The organism is Modestobacter sp. SYSU DS0875 (genome assembly GCF_054050915.1).
Map to the genome: position 1 here is coordinate 76560 of NZ_JBJHAH010000015.1, position 17941 is coordinate 94500.

At 74.8% G+C, this 17941-nt stretch carries 17 protein-coding genes; 10 read left to right on the top strand and 7 right to left on the bottom strand.

The window, feature by feature from the left end:
* Positions 1 to 274: 274 nt before the first annotated feature.
* The 4 genes from qcrB to ctaE are packed head-to-tail and all read right to left on the bottom strand — an operon-like array spanning position 275 to position 4575.
* Complete coding sequence (qcrB, locus tag ACI79Y_RS11425) at positions 275 to 1945, bottom strand: cytochrome bc1 complex cytochrome b subunit (RefSeq protein WP_457158597.1); 1671 nt, start codon at positions 1943 to 1945, stop codon at positions 275 to 277.
* Positions 1945 to 3066, bottom strand: a complete 1122-nt coding sequence (qcrA, locus tag ACI79Y_RS11430) for a cytochrome bc1 complex Rieske iron-sulfur subunit (RefSeq protein WP_457158598.1) — start codon at positions 3064 to 3066, stop codon at positions 1945 to 1947. The genes qcrB and qcrA overlap by 1 nt, the downstream gene beginning before the upstream one ends.
* Positions 3063 to 3953, bottom strand: a complete 891-nt coding sequence (qcrC, locus tag ACI79Y_RS11435; protein WP_457158599.1) for a cytochrome bc1 complex diheme cytochrome c subunit — start codon at positions 3951 to 3953, stop codon at positions 3063 to 3065. Before qcrC ends, qcrA begins: the two co-directional genes overlap by 4 nt.
* 7 nt (positions 3954 to 3960) lie before the next feature.
* A complete protein-coding gene (ctaE, locus tag ACI79Y_RS11440) occupies positions 3961 to 4575 on the bottom strand; it encodes an aa3-type cytochrome oxidase subunit III (RefSeq protein ID WP_457068700.1) in 615 nt (204 codons plus the stop codon).
* A 121-nt stretch (positions 4576 to 4696) separates the two neighbouring features.
* Between ctaE and ACI79Y_RS11445 the strand changes: the two genes are divergently transcribed.
* Together ACI79Y_RS11445 and trpD are read left to right on the top strand one after the other, a co-directional pair.
* A complete protein-coding gene (locus ACI79Y_RS11445) occupies positions 4697 to 5119 on the top strand; it encodes a hypothetical protein (protein WP_457158600.1) in 423 nt (140 codons plus the stop codon).
* 5 nt (positions 5120 to 5124) lie between these two features.
* Positions 5125 to 6177, top strand: a complete 1053-nt coding sequence (trpD, locus tag ACI79Y_RS11450) for an anthranilate phosphoribosyltransferase (RefSeq protein WP_457158601.1) — start codon at positions 5125 to 5127, stop codon at positions 6175 to 6177.
* Positions 6178 to 6228: 51 nt separating this feature from the next.
* Here the strand turns inward: trpD and ACI79Y_RS11455 are convergent, their stop codons facing one another.
* Together ACI79Y_RS11455 and ACI79Y_RS11460 are read right to left on the bottom strand one after the other, a co-directional pair.
* Complete coding sequence (locus ACI79Y_RS11455; RefSeq protein WP_457074338.1) at positions 6229 to 6516, bottom strand: Lrp/AsnC family transcriptional regulator; 288 nt, start codon at positions 6514 to 6516, stop codon at positions 6229 to 6231.
* Entirely contained in the window at positions 6513 to 8444 is a 1932-nt protein-coding gene (locus ACI79Y_RS11460) for a DEDD exonuclease domain-containing protein (RefSeq protein ID WP_457158602.1), read from the bottom strand. Before ACI79Y_RS11460 ends, ACI79Y_RS11455 begins: the two co-directional genes overlap by 4 nt.
* 168 nt (positions 8445 to 8612) lie before the next feature.
* Between ACI79Y_RS11460 and ACI79Y_RS11465 the strand changes: the two genes are divergently transcribed.
* The 4 genes from ACI79Y_RS11465 to ACI79Y_RS11480 all read left to right on the top strand — a co-directional run bounded on the left by ACI79Y_RS11465 (position 8613) and on the right by ACI79Y_RS11480 (position 12911).
* Positions 8613 to 8972: a hypothetical protein gene (locus ACI79Y_RS11465; RefSeq protein WP_457158603.1), complete on the top strand. Its 360-nt coding sequence runs from the start codon at positions 8613 to 8615 to the stop codon at positions 8970 to 8972.
* Positions 8973 to 9305: 333 nt separating this feature from the next.
* Entirely contained in the window at positions 9306 to 10403 is a 1098-nt protein-coding gene (locus ACI79Y_RS11470; RefSeq protein WP_457158604.1) for a C40 family peptidase, read from the top strand.
* Between the two features lie 82 nt (positions 10404 to 10485).
* Positions 10486 to 11793: a M48 family metallopeptidase gene (locus tag ACI79Y_RS11475; RefSeq protein WP_457158605.1), complete on the top strand. Its 1308-nt coding sequence runs from the start codon at positions 10486 to 10488 to the stop codon at positions 11791 to 11793.
* Positions 11790 to 12911: a glycosyltransferase family 4 protein gene (locus ACI79Y_RS11480; RefSeq protein WP_457158606.1), complete on the top strand. Its 1122-nt coding sequence runs from the start codon at positions 11790 to 11792 to the stop codon at positions 12909 to 12911. The genes ACI79Y_RS11475 and ACI79Y_RS11480 overlap by 4 nt, the downstream gene beginning before the upstream one ends.
* Positions 12912 to 12923: 12 nt before the next feature.
* Here ACI79Y_RS11480 and ACI79Y_RS11485 read toward each other — a convergent pair whose 3' ends face one another.
* A complete protein-coding gene (locus ACI79Y_RS11485) occupies positions 12924 to 14717 on the bottom strand; it encodes an AMP-dependent synthetase/ligase (protein ID WP_457158607.1) in 1794 nt (597 codons plus the stop codon).
* Between the two features lie 178 nt (positions 14718 to 14895).
* On the opposite strand from ACI79Y_RS11485, the gene ACI79Y_RS11490 reads away from it, so the two are divergent.
* Genes ACI79Y_RS11490 through ACI79Y_RS11505 form a run of 4 tightly spaced genes read left to right on the top strand, consistent with a single transcriptional unit; the run spans position 14896 to position 17933 of the window.
* Positions 14896 to 15327 (top strand): SRPBCC family protein, encoded by a 432-nt coding sequence (locus ACI79Y_RS11490; RefSeq protein ID WP_457158608.1) that lies wholly within the window; start codon positions 14896 to 14898, stop codon positions 15325 to 15327.
* Position 15328: 1 nt separating this feature from the next.
* The gene (locus ACI79Y_RS11495) at positions 15329 to 16507 is read left to right on the top strand and encodes an ArsA family ATPase (protein ID WP_457158609.1); all 1179 of its coding nucleotides are present in this window, start codon (positions 15329 to 15331) and stop codon (positions 16505 to 16507) included.
* On the top strand, positions 16504 to 16935 hold the full coding sequence (locus ACI79Y_RS11500) for a hypothetical protein (RefSeq protein WP_457158610.1): 432 nt from the start codon (positions 16504 to 16506) through the stop codon (positions 16933 to 16935). The genes ACI79Y_RS11495 and ACI79Y_RS11500 overlap by 4 nt, the downstream gene beginning before the upstream one ends.
* On the top strand, positions 16932 to 17933 hold the full coding sequence (locus tag ACI79Y_RS11505; protein ID WP_457158611.1) for an ROK family protein: 1002 nt from the start codon (positions 16932 to 16934) through the stop codon (positions 17931 to 17933). The genes ACI79Y_RS11500 and ACI79Y_RS11505 overlap by 4 nt, the downstream gene beginning before the upstream one ends.
* The last annotated feature ends 8 nt before the right edge of the window (positions 17934 to 17941 follow it).

The window sequence follows — 17941 nt, forward strand, 5'->3', positions numbered from 1 at the left end:
AGCCCCGGCGATCGTCCACGCGAGCCCGTCGGGGGAGTGTTCGGAGGCGATGTGGCCGCCGGACCTCCACCAGGCCTGCGGGGCCGCAGCGGGGGGAGTGGCGCCCCACTGTCCGAGGGACGACTCCGTGCCCTGCCGCGTGGTCGAGGTGGCTCGCTGGCCCTGCCACCCCGGGCACGGGCGGGCGAGCGCGACCGCCGGGCACCCCGGCACAAAGCAGCAGGGCCCCCGGCGGATCTCCGTCGGGGGCCCTGCTGGTGGTGGAGCGGGTCGATCAGTCGCGCGGGTCCTGCGGACGACCGCCCTCGGCGGGGCGGCCCGAGCCGGTCAGCTCGCGGTCGGCCGCCTGCGCGGCCTCCAGGCCGCGTTCCTCGCGCTCGGCGGCGGCCTGCACCGCGGCCGGCTCCTCGATCGGCTTGAAGAAGCCCCGGATGGCGCGACGTGCGCCGCCCACCTGGTTCATCTTCTTCGGCACCGAGGCGCCGCCGTAGGCGAGCACGCCGTGGCCGTGCTCGTCGACCGGGCCCAGCGGCTGGTGCACCTCGATGAACTCACCGTTCGGCAGCCGCCGGATGACACCGGTCTCGATGCCGTGCTCGAGCACCTCGCGGTCGTGCCGCTCGAGACCCAGGCAGATCCGGTAGGTGAGCCAGTACACCGCCGGCGGGATCACCAGCATGCCGATCCGGCCGAACCAGGTCATCGCGTTCAGGCTGATGTCGAACTTGTCGGCGATGACGTCGTTGCCACCGGAGATCCACAGCACCACGTAGAACGAGATGGCCATGGCGCCCAGGGACGTCCGCACCGGCACGTCCCGCGGGCGCTGGAGCAGGTGGTGGCTGGCCGTGTCGCCGGTCAGCTTGCGCTCGATGACCGGGTAGAGCGCCAGCACGCCGAACATCAGACCGGGGATCACCGCAGTGGCCCAGAACAGCGCCGGGATGTGGTAGCCCCAGAGCACGAGCTCCCACGGCGGGAAGAGCCGTGCGGCGCCGTCGAGGAAGCCGATGTACCAGTCCGGCTGCGAGCCGGCGGACACCTGTGCCGGGTTGTAGGGACCCAGCAACCAGATCGGGTTGATCTGCACCAGGCCGCCGAGGGCGGCGCACACACCGAAGACGATGAAGAACAGTGCGGTCGCCTTGCCCGCGAACGCCGGGAAGAGCCGGTTGCCGACCACGTTGTGCTCGGTCCGCCCCGCACCCGGGAACTGGGTGTGCTTCTGCTTGACCAGGATCAGCAGGTGCAGCGCGATCAGCGCCAGCAGGATCGCGGGCACGATCAGCACGTGCAGGATGTACAGCCGGCCGATGATCAGCTCGCCGGGGAAGTCGCCACCGAAGACCGCGAAGAACAGCCAGGTGCCGATCACCGGGATCGAGATGATCACCGCGGAGGCGATCCGCAGACCCGTGCCGGAGAGCAGGTCGTCGGGGAGCGAGTAGCCGGCGAAGCCCTCGACGAGGGCCAGCACCAGCAGCGCGACGCCGATGAACCAGTTCGTCTCCCGCGGCCGGCGGAACGCGCCGGTGAAGAAGATCCGGAACAGGTGGACGACGATCGCCGCCACGAACAGCAGGGCCGCCCAGTGGTGGATCTGCCGGACGACCAGGCCGCCGCGGACGTCGAAGGAGATGTCCAGCGTCGACTCGTAGGCCCGCGAGACCTCGATGCCGCGCATCGGCGCGTAGGAGCCCTCGTAGACGACCTCGGTGAGGGACGGGTCGAAGAAGAACGTCAGGTACGTGCCCGACAGCAGCAGGATGACGAACGCGTAGAGCGCGATCTCACCGAGCAGGAAGGACCAGTGGTCCGGGAACACCTTGTTCAGGGTCCGGCGGAGCGGACCAGCCACGATGAGCCGGTCGTCGACCTCCAGGGCCGCCTTCCCGATCCTCGTGCTCGGCGCAGCCGGACTCGGCGTGGTGGTGGTGGCGGCCATCAGACGAGCCTCCCAAGGTTCCAGAACGAAGGGCCGACCGGCTCCGGGAAGTCCGCTCGAGCGACGAAGTACCCCTCATCATCCACGGCGATCGGCAGCTGGGGGAGCTTGCGGGTGGCCGGGCCGAACACCGGGCGGGCGCCCTCGGTCACCTGGAACTGCGACTGGTGGCACGGGCACAGGATCCGGCCGGTCTCCTGCTCGTACAGCGAGACGGGACAGCCGGCGTGCGTGCAGATCTTCGAGTAGGCGACGTAGTCCCCGTAGCCGAAGTCCTCCTGCCCGTCCGGGGGGTCCAGCTCCTGCAGCTGCTCCGGGCGGAGCCGGATGAGCATGACCGAGGCCGACGCGTCGGCGTGGAAGTTGCCGCCGGGGACGGCGGGGAACACCGTCTCCAGCGAACCGGGCTGCTGGTCGGCGGGGCGGACCGGGGTGCCGTCGTCGCGCAGCAGCCGGACGCCGTCCGCCCACGGGGTCGTGCCCAGCGGGTTGCCGGTGTTCGGGTTGCGGATGAGACCACCGAGCGGCGCGAGGACCATGGCGCCCGCGCCTGCGCCCATCAGGCCGATCGTGGTCAGCAGCAGCTTGCGGCGGGGCAGGCCGGACTTGTCCAGCCCGCTGAGCAGGGTGGCCGAGGTCGTGACCCGGTCGAAGTGCGACCCGTCGTGCTTGTCCTGGACCGCGGTCTCGTGCGGCAGCAGGTTCCGGACGTACAGCACCAGGCCGATGCCGATCGCGGTCAGCGAGATGCCCATGGTCACGCCGAGCATGGGCGTGAACAGCGCGCTCCAGCTGCTGCCGCCGACCTGCCACTCCCAGTCGGGCAGGAACCACCCGGAGCCCGCGTAGATCACCAGGAACGCCAGGGCGGCGACGGCGGCGATGGCGAACGAGAGGGTGACCTGCCGGGTGGCGCGCCTCTCCATCGTGGAACCGGGCTCCGGACCCGGGTCGACGTGCAGGATCTCCACGCCGTCGTAGCGGGCGCCCAGCCGGTCCAGCTCGGTCCGGTCCATGGCGCTGAGCCGCTCGGGGCCGTACTCGTCGTCCGGGCCGCCGTGCGCGGGACCCGAGGTGTCGTCGCCACCGGCAGCGCCGGGGCCGGTGTGGGTGGTGCTCACGCCTTCGTCCCCATCCAGAAGATCCCGAACAGCAGGGCGCCCATACCGGCGACCCAGATGACCAGGCCCTCGGCCACCGGGCCGACCCGGCCGACGCCGGCGCCACCGGGGTCGGCCTGAGCCTGCACGGTCTGCACGTAGTTGATGATCGCCCGCTTCTCCTCCGGGGTGAGCTGGTTGTCACCGAAGACGGGCATGTTCTCCGGGCCGGAGAGCATCGCGGTGTAGATCGTCAGGTCGTTGGCCTCCGACAGCGACGGTGCCCGCTTCCCGGAGGAGAGCGCGCCGCCCTGGCCGGTGAAGTTGTGGCACTGGGCGCAGTTGAGCCGGAACAGCTCGCCGCCGGCGGCGAGATCGCCCGAGCGCAGGTCGCCCGAGGGCAGGGTCGGGCCACCGCCGTTGGCCTGGATGTAGGCCATCAGCTGGTCGATCTCCTCCTCGGAGAAGACCGGCGGGCGCTCGGGGGCCTGGGCCTCCTGCCGCACGAGCGGCATGCGGCCGGTGTGCACCTGGAAGTAGACGGCGGCTTCGCCGACGCCGATGAGCGAGGGCCCGCGACCCTCCACGCCCTCCAGGTTGGAACCGTGGCAGGTGATGCAGCTGCGGACGTAGAGGTCCCGGCCGGCCTCGACGGCGTTCGACGGGTTGCCGGTCGGGTCGTCGGCGGCGCTGGCGCCGGGGGCGAGGGCCGAGTAGCCGACGCCGGTGAGCACCAGGGCGGCCATGAGTCCCGCGACGTTGGCCAGCCGACGACGCTGCTTGGACCGCCGCCGGGCCTGGGCGGCCGCGGCCGGGCTGCCGGCCACCGGACGCCGGCCGAACCGGGCGCGCACGCCACGGCGGCCGCTCTCGACGGGGGCCTCGGACGAGGGGTTCGTGGTGGTCACCGGTTCCCTAGCGGATCAGGTAGATCGTGGCGAAGAGCCCGACCCACACGACGTCGACGAAGTGCCAGTAGTAGGAGACCACGATGGCCGAGGTCGCCTGGGCTGGCGTGAATCGGCCCATGGTGGACCGGATGAGCACGTAGACGAAGGCCACCAGGCCACCGATGACGTGCAGGGCGTGGAAGCCGGTCGTCAGGTAGAAGACCGAGCCGTAGCTCGACGAGGCGATCGTCGTGCCGTGGTCGACGACCAGCACCCGGTACTCGTTCATCTGGGCCAGGACGAACACCGCGCCCATGAGGAACGTGATGGCGAACCAGCGGCGCAGCCCGTAGACGTTCCCGCGCTCGGCGGCGAACACGCCGAGCTGGCAGGTGACCGAGGAGGCCACCAGGATCACGGTGAAGAAGGTCGCGTAGGGCAGGTTCAGCTCGGTCGGCTCCGGCGGCCAGCCGTCTGTCGCCCGGGCGCGCGCGGTGAAGTACATGGCGAACAGGCCGGCGAAGAACATCAGCTCACTGGCGAGCCAGACGATCGTGCCGACGCTGACCATGTTCGGTCGGGTCAGGGAGTGCACCCGCGAGGTGTCGAAGGTGCTGCTCGCCACGGGGGCCGTTGTCACGGGGTCATCATGGCATCGGGATGCCCTCCCCACGACGCGGGGTGGGCGCGCGTGGCGTGTCTCCCCGTGCACGTGCGGTGCCCCCTCCGACGTGACGGTGGGAAGCACTAGGCTGCGCCGGGTGAGCGTCGACGCCGCACCGGCCACCGTGCTGGTCTTCAGCCAGCGGGCCGAGGTCCGCGCCGCCGTCCGTGCTGCGCTGGGCGCCTTCCCGGCTCCGGACGTCGGCCCCCTCCGCTACGTGGAGTGCGCCACCGGTGACGAGGTCGTGGCGGCGGTCGACGCCGGCGGGGTCGACCTGTGCGTCCTGGACGGCGAGGCCCAGCCGACCGGGGGGATGGGGATCAGCCGCCAGTTGCGCGCCGAGGTGGCCGACTGCCCGGCGATGGTGGTCCTCATCGCCCGCCAGGCCGACCGGTGGCTGGCGCACTGGTCGCAGGCGGACGCCACGCTGGCCTTCCCGGTCGACCCGCTGGTCGCCCCGGAGACCGTGGCCGGGCTGCTGCGCGAACGGGCCGCATCGCGGCCCGTCGTGCGGCGCTGAGCGGCGTGGCGGGCACCGCCCCGACCTGGCCCGTGCTGCTCGGCCGGCTGGCCCGGCGGGAGGACCTCTCGATCGAGGACACCGGCTGGGCGATGCGCCAGGTGATGACCGGCGAGGCCTCCCCGGCCCAGATCGCCGGACTGGTGATGGGGCTGCGGGTCAAGGGGGAGACGCCGGCCGAGGTGCTGGGTCTGGCCGCGACCATGCTGGACCAGGCCACGCCCGTGGTGCTCGCGCAGGACTGCGTGGACATCGTGGGCACCGGGGGCGACGGCGCGCAGACGGTCAACATCTCCACGATGGCCGCGATCGTCACCGCCGCGGCGGGGGTGCCGGTGGCCAAGCACGGCAACCGGGCGGCGTCGTCGAAGTCGGGTACGGCCGACGTCCTCGAGGCGCTCGGGGTGGTCATCGACCTCCCCGCCGACGCCGTCGCGGAGTGCGTCCGCCGGGCGGGGATCGGGTTCTTCTTCGCCCCGGTCTTCCACCCCGGGATGCGGCACGCGGCGGTCCCGCGCCGGGAGCTGGGCATCGGCACGGTGTTCAACTTCCTGGGCCCGCTGACCAACCCCGCGCGGCCGGTGGCCGGGGCGATCGGCTGCGCCGACCTGCGGATGGCCCCGGTTCTCGCGCAGGTGCTCGCCGATCGCGGCACCCGGGCCCTGGTCTTCCGGGGGGACGACGGCCTCGACGAGCTCACCACCACGACGACGTCGTCGGTGTGGGTGGTGCGCGATGGCGAGGTGGTCCCCGAGCGGCTCGACCCGACGGCGTTCGGCCTCCCGGTGGCCGAGCCGGGGGCGCTGCGGGGCGGGGGGCCGGAGGAGAACGCCGAGGTGGTCCGGCGGCTCGTGGCCGGGGACCGCGGCCCGGTGCGGGACGCGGTGCTGCTCAACGCCGCGGGAGCACTGGCTGCCTTCGACGGGCGCGGCGGACGGCTGCCCGACGTGCTCGGTGCGGCGCTGGAGCGGGCTGCCGCCGCGGTCGACGACGGCCGGGCCGCGGCCACGCTGGCGGAGTGGGTGCAGGTCAGCCAGGAACTCCGCGCCCGCACCTGACGGCCCCGCTGCAGGGGCCCGCCGCGGGCGTGCGAGTGGCGGGGTCCTTCCTCAGTCGGCGGACTCGAAGCCGATCGAGAAGGCGGCCTCGAGGTCGTGCCGTGAGTAGGCGCGGAAGGCGATGTGCGTGGCGGTGTCGACCACGCCGGGCACCTTGTTGATCCGACCGGCGATCACCTGGGCGATCTCGTCGAACTCGGGCACGCGGATGATCGCGACCAGGTCGACGTCGCCGGCGACGGAGTAGACCTCGCTGACCCCGGGCAGGTCGGCGACCGCCTCGGCGACCTCGGCGATGGAGTCGGTGGCGGCATCGATCATCACGATGGCGGTGATCACGTCCGGGATGCTAGCCGGGTGGCGCCCCGGCCGCGCCGTGCCTCCGGCCGATCGGCGGTGACCCGGTCGGGCTGGCTGCGGGTGCGCAGCGGCCGGCCGTCGCCGAAGGGATCGCGTTCGGCGCGGCCGGCCTCCACCCGCGCGAGGAACGCGCGGTAGGTGCCGGTGCCCGGCGTGCGGCTGGCCAGCGTGCCGTCGACCTCGACCAGCCGGGTGCCGGGCTTCTCCATCCAGCGGAGCACCAGCTCCGTCTCGTCGACCGTGGCGGCGAGCTCGCCGTCGGGTCCGGTGGGGGTCTCGGCCGTGGCCCGCAGGCCGGCCAGGCACTCGCGCACCGACCGGCCGCGCTCGGCGACCCCGGCGGCCACCAGGCGGCCGCGCCGCACGACCGACAGCTGCCAGCCACCGGCGCCGTCGGGACGGGCCAGCACCATCTCCGGCACGGTGGCCAGCGATTCCAGCCGCTGACGGCGCTGCACGGCCCGCACCAGGACGGCCACCCGGTCGCGCAGCAGCGCGGCGTCCTCGTACCGGCCCTCGCCGGCCAGCCGCTCGACCCGGTCGAGCAGCGGCGCGACCAGCTCGCGTGGGTCGGAGTCGACGGCGGCGGCGAACACCGCGGCGATCGAGGCGTACTCCTCACGGCTCTGCGCACCGGTGCAGGGGGCGCCGCACCGGCCCATGCCGGCGAGCGCGCAGGCGGTGCCGGTGCCGGCGAGCGCCAGCCGGGGAGTGCACTGGCGAAGTGGCAGCGACTCGTGCACCGCGGCGACCGCGTCGTCGGCTGCGCGCCGGTCGGGGAAGGGGCCGAGGAAGGACCCGGTGCCCGGGCGGACCCGGCGCACCACCGACAGCCGCGGGAAGGGCTCGTCGGTGAGCCGGACCCAGAGGGCGCGCTCGGGGAAGCGGGACCGACGGTTGTAACGGGGCTTGTGCTCGGCGATCAGCCGCAGCTCCCGGACGGCGGCCTCCAGGTCGTGCGCGCACGGCAGCGCGTCGACCCGTTCGGCCAGCCGGATCATCTCCGTCATCCGGCTGCGCTGCTCGCCGGCGGAGAAGTAGCTGCGCACCCGGCTGCGGAGGTCGGTGGAGGTGCCCACGTACAGCGCCTCGTCGCGGGGGCCGCGGAAGACGTAGACGCCGGGGCCGGTGGGGACGTGCTCGGCCAGGTGCCGCTTCCGGCGGCGTTCGGGGTCGACCTGGCGGGTCAGGCCGGAGAGCTCCTCCAGGGTCGTGATCCCCAGCGGCCCCAGCCGCTCGAACAGGCCGTGCAGGACGTCGACGGTCGCCCGCGCGTCGGCCAGCGCCCGGTGACAGGGTTCGGTGGAGGTGGCGAAGTAGGGGGCGAGGGTGGCCAGCTTGCAGTTGGGCACCTCGTCGCGGGTGAGCAGCCGGCGGGCCAGGACGGCGGTGTCGACCGAGGCGGCGGCGGGCCAGGCGATGCCGGTCTCCTCGCAGGCCGCGCGCAGGAAGCCGAGGTCGAAGGGGGCGTTGTGGGCGACCAGCACGGCGCCGCGGGCGAACTCCAGGAAGGCCGGCAGCACGGCGTCGATGCGTGGCGCGGCCGCCACCATCATCGTGGTGATGCCGGTGAGCACGCTGATGTAGGGCGGGATCTCCCGGCCCGGGTCGACCAGGGTCTGGAACTCGCCGACCACCTGACCGCCGCGCACCTTGACCGCGCCGATCTCGGTGATCGCACTGTCCTTCGGGGAGCCACCGGTCGTCTCCAGGTCGACGACCACGAACGTCACCGCCGACAGCGCGGAGCCCGCCTCGTCGATCGTCACCTGCTCGTAGCGCGAGCCGGGCGGTGCCGGCGCGGCCAGGCCCGTGGACGACCAGGCGGGCGGGGTGCCGCCGAGGCGCACAGCCGGTGGGCCGGGTGGCGCGGCAGGAACGGGTGGCAGCGCAGGAACGGGTGGCACGTCGCGGACGGTAGGTCGGGGGTCCGACAGTCCGGGGGAGGGCGCGCCGGGACCCGGGGCGGGGGTGGACCCGCGGAGGGCCTGCGGCGGGAACTGTCGGTGGCTGCTCCTACGGTCCGCGCTGCCGGGACGGAGTGCCGTCCGGATCGAGAGGGAGGGAGAGCCGCCGTGCTCATCGACTGCGACACCTGCACCGTCCGCGGCACGGGCTGCGCCGACTGCGTCGTCACCATGCTCCTCGGTGCACCGCCGGACTGGCAGGGGAGCGATCCCTGTGTCGTGCCCCTGGTGCCGAGGGCGACGGCGGGGGCCGGCCCGGCCGAGGTGGCGTCGCGCGGCGACGCGCCCGGGCGAGCCCGGTCCGGACGTGACGTGGCTCGCGTTGACGCGACGGAGGGCGACGGTCGTGCCGTCGTGGAACTGGACGACGTGGAGCATCGGGCGGTCCGGGCCTTGGCAGAGTTCGGCCTGGTTCCGCCGTTGCGTCATCAGGATGCGTCAGGTCACGGCGACCGCAACGTGAGCTGACAAATCGCACTCCTGTGATTCATCAGTTCTAGCCCGAGGTTTCGGGTTTGACGGGTCTTTGTCTCGGTCCGGTCACGGACCTAGTTTCGTGACGTCCGGTAGGGAAGTCGTCACTGATCAGGGTGGCCCCGGCCGGAGACCGCCGAACCAGCCGGCCTCGTCGGCTGGACCGGGGACCCACGCAACGCTGAGGTGGGTGCTCACGTGCACCGGGTCGCCCCGGGCACACCGCGCCGGCATCGACGCGGCCGAGATCGGGCACGACTGCCGCGCCCGGGCCTGTCAGCCGACTCGGTAGGCGGTGCGACCAGGAAGAACGGAGCCCCGCCTCCCATGGCGAGCCCTCAGTCCCGCCCCCGGCCCACGTCGGCCCGCCCTGCCGCGCTGCCCTCCGGCTCCCGGCGCGCCCGGCTGACCGGCCGGCTCGGTGCCGGGGTGCTCCTCGGGCTCACCGCCAGCCTCACGCTCACCCTGCTCCCGGGCAGCGCGGCCGCCGCCCCCGGCGACCCGGTGGCCCGGGCCGGCACGGCGGAGGAGGCCACGCGCCTGGTCTCCGACGCGACGCACGAGCTCGAGGTCGTCACCGAGCAGTTCAACGACGCGCAGGAGGAGCTCGCCCAGCAGCGAGCCGCTGCCGACGCCGCCGGCCAGGCCCTCGCCGCCGCCCAGGCGCAGCTGGCGACCCTCGACGAGCAGATGCGCCGCGTCGCGCGGAGCGCCTTCACCGGCGAGAACCTGTCCCGGTTCAACGCCCTGATGACCAGTGGCTCGGCCGACGAGTTCCTCTCCCAGGTCACCACCCTGGACGCCATCGCGGGGCACACCACCGACGTCCTCGCCCAGGTGACCGCCGCGGCCCAGGCGGCGGAGCAGGCGAAGGCGGCCGCCGACGCGGCGGCGGGGCAGGCCGAGGCCGGACTGGCCGACGTCACCACCCGGCAGGCCGACCTGCAGGGGCGGATCGCCGAGTACCGGGTCCAGTACGAGTCCCTCAGCGCGGTCCAGCAGCAGGCGGTGGTGCAGGAGCACGCCGGTCCGACGCTGACGCCCCCCGCCCCCGCCGAGGTCGTCGCCTCCTCGGACGCGGCGCAGACCGCCGTGGACACCGCGCTGGCCCAGATCGGCGACCCCTATGTCTGGGGCGCCGGCGGCCCGGACGCCTTCGACTGCTCGGGCCTGACCCAGTACGCCTTCGCCGCGGCCGGGGTCCGGCTGCCGCATTCCAGCCGGGTGCAGGCCACCATGGGCACCGCGGTGAGCCGGGCCGACCTGCAGCCCGGTGACCTGGTCTTCTTCTACAGCCCGGTCAGCCACGTGGGCATGTACGTGGGCAACGGGAAGATGGTGCACGCGCCGACGTTCGGCAGCCCGGTCGTCGTCACCGGGGTCGACATGGCCGGGTACGTGGGGGCGCGCCGGCTCGTCGGCTGAGGCCGTCCGGGCGGGCAGCGTGCACAGGGCGCCGTCCTAAGCTCGCCCGCGTGTGCGCCCCGACCTTGCCGAGCCCGTCCGCGTGAGCACCTCGGCGCTGGTGCCCACCCCGGCCCGGTCCCGGCGGCTGGCGCTCGGCACGGCGGCGGTCCTGGGGGCCGCGCTGGTCGGGGTGATCGTGGTGACCACCCCGTGGGAGGTGCTCGCCGCACCGCCCGGCGGCCGCACCCCCGTCGACCCTGCCGCGGCGTTCACGGCCGAGCAGATCGCCCGGGCCGAGGCCTTCACCGGCGCGCTGCGGCCGGCGTCGCTGGTCTCCCTGCTGCTGGGCCTGGCCGTCTCCGCGGTGTTCGGCCTGACCCGTGCCGGCGCGGCCACCGCCCGCCGGCTGGCCCGCCCACTCGGGGGCGGCTGGGGCTGGCAGGTGCTCCTCGGCACGTTCGCCATCCTGCTCGTGGGACGGCTGGTGACCCTCCCGCTGTCGGCCTGGGGTGAGGTGGTGCGGCACCGCTACGGGCTCTCCACCCGGGGCTGGGGCCTGTGGGCCCGGGACGTCGCCGTCTCGACCGGCATCAACGCTGCCCTCACCGCGCTGGGGCTGCTGGCGGTGGTGGCCCTGGCCCGCCGGGCGCCGCGGACCTGGTGGGCCTGGGCGGGCGGGGGCGCGGCGGCGCTCGTCGTCGTCGGGTCGTTCCTCTACCCGATGGTGATCGAGCCGGCGTTCAACCGGTTCGAGCCGATGCCGGCGGGTCAGCTGCGCAGCGACCTGTTCGCGCTCGCCGAGCGCAGCGGCACCCCGGTCGAGGACGTGCTGGTGGCCGACGCCAGCCGCCGCACCACGGCGCTCAACGCCTACGTCTCCGGGTTCGGGTCGACGCGTCGGGTCGTCGTCTACGACACGGTGCTCGACCGGCTCCCCGACGAGGCGATCGAGTCGATCGTGGCGCACGAGCTGGGACACGTGGCCAACGACGACGTCCTCAGCGGCACGCTCATCGGCGCGCTGGGCGCCGGTGCCGGGGTCTCGCTGCTCGGGTGGCTGCTCGGTGCGACGTCGCTGCTGCGCCGGGCCGGGGCGCGGGGGCCGGGGGACGGCGCCGTCGTCGGTCTGCTGCTGTTCCTGGTCACGGTCGGGACGCTGGTCTCGACGCCGGTGCAGAACCTGGTCTCCCGCCAGGTCGAGGCGCGGGCGGACCTGCACGCGCTGGACCTGACCGGTGACCCGGCCGCCTTCACCGCCATGCAGCGGTGGCTGGGGGAGGCCAACCTCAACGACCCGGACCCGCCGGCCCCCTGGCAGTGGTTCTACGGGTCGCACCCCACGGTGCCGCAGCGGATCGCCTTCGCCGCCGACTGGGCCCGGCTGCACGGTGCCCCGGTGCCCCGGTGAACCGCACCCTGGTCGTCACCAACGACTTCCCGCCCCGACAGGGCGGCATCCAGACGTTCGTGGCGGCGCTGCTGGCCACCCGCCCGCCGGAGACGCTGGTCGTGCTCGCCTCCGACCACCCGGGATCGGCCGAGCACGACGCGCAGCTGCCCTACCCGGTGGTCCGGGCCGCCACCGGGATGCTGCTGCCGACCCCGGACGCCACCCGCACCGCCGCGCGCCTGGCGCGGGAGCACGGCTGCGACACCGTCTTCTTCGGGGCGGCGGCGCCGCTGGGCCTGATGGCCCCGGCGCTGCGCCGCTCCGGGGTGCGCCGGCTGGTCGGTGCCACCCACGGGCACGAGACCGGCTGGGTGGCTCTCCCGGCCGCCCGGCAGCTGGTGCAGCGGATCGCGTCGGGGCTGGACGAGCTGACCTACATCAGCGCCTACACCCACGACCGGCTCGCCCCGGCGCTCGGGGACCGCACGGTGCTCAGCCAGCTGTCCCCGGGGGTCGACGTCGACCTGTTCAGCCCCGACGCCGATGGCTCGGCCGTGCGCGAGCGGTACGGGCTGGGGAGCGCGCCGGTGGTGGTGTGCGTCTCCCGGCTGGTGCCGCGCAAGGGGCAGGACGTGCTCGTCGCGGGCTGGCCGCAGGTGCTCGCCCGGCACCCCGACGCCCGGCTGCTGCTGGTCGGGGGCGGTCCGCTGGAGCTGCGGCTGCGCCGGGCGGTCGCCGCCCGCGGCCTGGGCGGCTCGGTGGTGCTCACCGGGGGCGTGCCGGCCGGCGAGCTGCCCGCCCACTACGCCGCCGGCGACGTCTTCGCCATGCCCTGCCGCACCCGCCGCGGCGGACTGGACGTCGAGGGGCTGGGGATGGTGTTCCTCGAAGCCGCCGCCTGCGGCCGGCCGGTGGTCGCCGGCACCTCCGGCGGCGCCCCGGAGACGGTCCGCGAGGGTGAGACGGGGCACGTGGTCGACCCACGCTCGCCCACCGCCGTCGCCCGGGTGCTCGCCGACCTGCTCGACGACCCGGCCCGGGCCCGCGCCATGGGGGCCGCGGGCCGGGCCTGGGTCGACCAGCGCTGGTCCTGGGCGACCATCGCCGGCACCTTCGCCCGGCTGCTGGAGGGCTGACGTGCGGGGCTGCTACGCGCGGTAGATCGCCTCGACCTCGGCGCCGAACTCCTTCATCACCACGCCGCGCTTGAGCTTCATGCTCGGCGTGAGGGTGCCGTTGGCCTCGGTGAAGTCCTCGGCGAGCACCCGGTACTTCTTGATCGCCTCGGCCTGCGACACGGCCTTGTTGGCCTCGGCGACCGCGGTGTCGAGCTCGGTGAGGAGGTCGGGGTCCTCGCGCAGCTGGGCGGCGGTGAGCGACTCGTCCTTGCCGCGGGCCTTCAGCCAGGCAGGCAGGGCCTCGGCGTCCAGGGTGACCAGCGCGGCGATGAACGGCCGCTGGTCGCCGACCACGATGCACTGGCTGACCAGCTTGTGCGCCCGCAGCCGGTCCTCCAGCACGGCCGGGGCGACGTTCTTGCCCCCGGCGGTCACCAGGATCTCCTTCTTGCGGCCGGTGATGCGCAGGAAGCCCTGCTCGTCGAGCTCGCCGAGGTCGCCGGTGTGGAACCAGCCGTCGGCGTCGATCGCCTCGCGGGTGGCCTGCTCGTTGCGCCAGTAGCCGCGCATCACGATGCCGCCGCGCAGCAGCACCTCGCCGTCCTCGGCGATCGCCGCGTCGACGCCGGGCAGCGGCCGGCCGACGGTGCCGATCCGGATCGCGGCGTCGTGGTTGACCGCCGCGGCCGCCGTCGTCTCGGTGAGCCCGTAGCCCTCGTAGATGGTCACGCCGAGCCCGCGGAAGAAGTGGCCCAGCCGCTCGCCGAGCGGGGCGCCACCGGAGACGGCGCCGGCGCAGCGACCGCCCAGCGCGGCGCGCAGCTTGCCGTAGACCAGCCGGTCGAACAGCGCGTGCTGCAGCCGCAGCGCCAGGCCGGGGCCGCCGGTGTCCTGGGCGCGGGACCAGTCGACGGCGACCTGCGCGGCCCGGTCGAAGATCTTCCCCTTGCCGTCGCCCTCGGCCTTGGCCTTCGCCCCGTTGTAGACCTTCTCGAACACCCGGGGGACGGCGAGCACGAACGTCGGCTGGAAGCGGCCGAGGTCGCCCACCAGGTCGGCGATGTCGGGGGTGTGCCCGATGACCGTGCGGGCGTCGACGGCGCCCACCTGCAGCACCCGGGCCAGCACGTGGGCCAGCGGGATGAACAGCAGCATCGAGCCGTCGGGGTTGATGAAGCGGTCCAGCAGGGTGATCCCGTTGCGGACCTCGAACAGGAAGTTGCCGTGGGTCAGCTCGCAGCCCTTGGGCCGCCCGGTGGTGCCGCTGGTGTAGATCAGCGTGGCCAGGCTGTCCGCGCCGAGGGTCCGCCGGCGGGCCGCCAGCTCCTCGTCGGGTACGTCGGCACCCGCGGTGGTCAGCTGGTCGAGTGCGCCGTCGTCGATGACCCACACCGGGCCCAGGTCCGGCGCCTCGCTGCGCACCGACTCGACGTCCTCGGCGTGCCGCGGGCTCTCCACGAAGATCGCGCGGGCACCGGAGTCGGTGAGGATCCAGGAGATCTGGTCGGGGCTCGACGTCTCGTACACCGGGACGACCACGGCGCCGGCGGTCCAGATGGCGTAGTCCAGGACGGTCCACTCGTACCGGGTGCGGGCCAGCAGGCCCACCCGGTCGCCGGGGCCGATCCCGCCGGCCACCAGGCCCTTGGCCACGCCGGCGACCTCGGCGGCGAACTGCGCCCAGGTCACGTCCCGCCACTCTCCGTCGACCTGCCGGCGCAGCCCGACGTCGTGCGGGTGCTCGGCCGCGTTGCGGGCGACCATGTCCGTCAGGGCGTCTTCGGCCCCCACGGTGGCGGTGGGGGGAACGCTCAGCTCGCGCACGCCGGTCCTCTCTGCCCCGCCCGGGCGGGGGGCGCCGTCGCCTCCCGGACCCGGACGCTGGGTCGGGAGGTCAATCTAGTCGGGGGAGCCGCCGGGGGGCACGGCAACGACCCCCGGCCGGGGTGACCGGTCCGGTCAGGGCTCCGGGCGGTCACGGTCGGCGACTACCCTGCGGCGCATGGCCGACCAGTCCACCCAGTCGATCGTCGTCGACGCGCCCGCGGCCCAGGTGATGGCCGTGATCGCCGACTTCCCGTCGTACCCGCAGTGGGTGGCCGCGGCCAAGACGGTCGAGGTGCTCGAGACCGGGCCCGACGGCCGCGCCCGCCGGGTGCACTTCGTCATCGACGCGGGGCCGGTCAGCGACGACTACGAGCTGGCCTACACCTGGGACGACGACCGGTCCGTGCACTGGACCCTGGTGCGCGGCCAGATGCAGAAGCAGCAGGACGGCTCCTACACCCTCGTCGAGACCGGCGGACGGACGACGGTCACCTACTCGATCACCATCGACCTGTCGATCCCGATGCTGGGGCTGATCAAGCGCCGGGCGGAGAAGGTCATCCTGGACACCGCGCTCAAGGAGCTCAAGAAGCGCGTCGAGGGCTGACGTGCAGATCCTCCTGGTCACCGGCCCCGGCGGAGCCGGCAGTTCCACCGTGGCCGCCGCCACGGCGCTCCGGCTGGCCGCCGACGGCAGCCGCTGCCTGCTGCTGACCGACCGTGCGCCGAGCACCCCCGGGCTGTCCGGTGCCGTGGACGTCGAGGTGGTCGGGGCCCAGCCCGCGCTGCAGCAGGTGTGGGCCCGGCACGTCGAGCAGCTGGCCGGCCTCCTGCCGATGCACGTCCTCCCGCCGGCGACGTCGGTCGTCCCGGTGCCGGGGGTGGGGCAGTTCGCCCTGCTCGCGGCGCTCGCCGGGCACGCCGCCGCCGGCCGGTTCGACGTCGCGGTCGTCGACGCCGGACCGACCCCCGCCGCGCTCTCCCTGCTCGCCCTGCCCGGGGCGCTGCGCTGGTGGCTCGGCCAGCTGGCGCCGACCCGGCTCCGGGTGCTGGCCAGCCTCCGCACGGCGGCCGCCCCGGGGCGGCCGAACGGCGTGTCCGGGCTGCTGGCGGGCGCCGAGGGGCTCGACCAGCTCGTCGACCGCGTGCCGCTGGGCGACCCCGAGCGCACGGCCGTGCACCTGGTGCTGCGGCCGGACGCCACCGCCGCCGGCGAGCTGCAGTCGGCCGCGACCGCCCTGGGCGTGCTCGGGCAGCAGCTGGCGTCGGTGACGGCCGCCCGGCTGCTCCCGGCGGCCGCCGGGGACTGGTGGGCCGAGCGCGCGGCTGCGCAGGCCGAGGCGGTCCGCGCGCTGACCGAACTGGCCGGGGGCGTGCGCGAGGTCGCCGAGGCCGCCGTCGCGCCCCGGACGCCGGCCGAGCTGGCCGCCCTCGACGCCGCCGTCCCGCCGCATCGGGTGGCCGCCCAGCCACCACCGGGGGTGCCCCGCACCAGCCGGTCGGCGGCGGGGGAGTGGCTGCTGGAGCTGGCGCTGCCCTTCGCCCGGCGGGGGGAGGTCGAGCTCACCCGGTGGGCGGACGACCTGGTCGTCACCGCGGCCGGCGTGCGACGGTCCTTCCCGCTGGACCCGCTGCTGCGCCGGTGCACCGTCTCCGGTGGGGCGCTCGACGACGCCGGCACCCCGCAGGCCACCCTCGCGGTGCGCTTCACCCCGGACCCGGCCCAGTGGCCTGCCGGCCTGCTGCCCACCGACCCCCTCCCCACCGATCCGCAGGAGACACCGTGACCACCCCGGGACCGGACTGGATCGAGCAGGCCCGGCGCCTGGTCACCGGCCTGGCGGCCGAGCACCCCGCAGCCGGCGGCCTGGCCGGTGCCCTCGGCGGGCTGCTCGGCGGTGCTCCGGCCGGAACGGCGCACCGGGACGACGCGACCGCCGACGCGGACTGCCGCTGGTGCCCGCTGTGCAGCGGCCTGGCCGCGCTGCGCGGCCGCCGTCCGGACCTCGTCGAGGGGCTCGCCGACGTGCTCGCCGCGGCGGCCGAGACGCTCCGCGCGCACGCCGGCACCCCCCGCGGCGACGACGAGGCGGCTCCGGACGCCACCACCCGCGACGACGTCGCCCGGACCCCGGGCGTCCCACCCCCGACCGAGGAGCCCGTGTCCCACCCGCGCCCCCGCACCGACCGCGTCCAGCGGATCGACGTCGCGTGAGCGCGACCGACCCGACCCCGTCCGCCGCCGAGCTGCCCGCGCTCGGCATCGACATCGGCGGCACCAAGGTCGCTGGCGGCGTCGTCGCCGCGGACGGCACGATCCTCGACACCGCCCGCCGGGCGACGCCGGGGAAGTCGGTGGCGGCCACCGAGGACGCGATCGCCGCGGTCGTCGACGAGCTGGCGGCGCGCCACGGCGGGCCGCTGGTCGGCGTCGGCGTGGGCGCGGCCGGCTGGTTCGACCGCACCGGGGACACCGTGCTGTTCAGCCCCCACCTGGCCTGGCGCAACCAGTCGCTGCGCAAGGACCTCGGGGTGCGGCTGCAGCGCCCGCTGTGGGTGGGCAACGACGCCGATGCCGCCGCCTGGGCCGAGTACCGCTACGGCGCCGCCCGCGGCAGCGACCTGGTCCTGATGATCACGCTGGGCACCGGCATCGGCGGTGGTCTGGTCATCGACGGCCGCCTGCAGCGCGGGGCGCACGGGGTGGCCGGCGAGTGGGGGCACATGCGTGTGGTGCCCGACGGCCGGTTGTGCGCCTGCGGCAACCGGGGCTGCTGGGAGCAGTACGCCAGCGGCAACGCCCTGGGGCACACCGCCCGGGAGGTCGCGCAGAACTCACCGGCGGCCGCCGCCACGCTGATCGACCGGGTCGGCGGTGACCTGGAGCGGATCACCGGGGAGGTCGTCGCGCGGGCCGCGGCCGACGGCGATCCGCTGGCCGGGGAGCTGCTCGCGGAGGTCGGCTCCTGGCTCGGGCAGGGCATCGCCGACCTCTCCGCCGTCCTCGATCCCGAGGTCGTGGTGATCGGCGGCGGGGTCAGCGTGCTCGGCGAGACGGTGCTCGGTCCGGCCCGGCAGCGGCTGGAGCGGGCGCTGCCCGGACGCGGGTTCCGCCCCGGCCCGCGGGTGGTCGCCGCCGAGTTGGGCGCGCAGGCCGGGCTGGTCGGCGCCGCCGACCTGGTGCGCCGGGCCGTCGCCGAAGGCGCCGCCTGAGGAAGGAC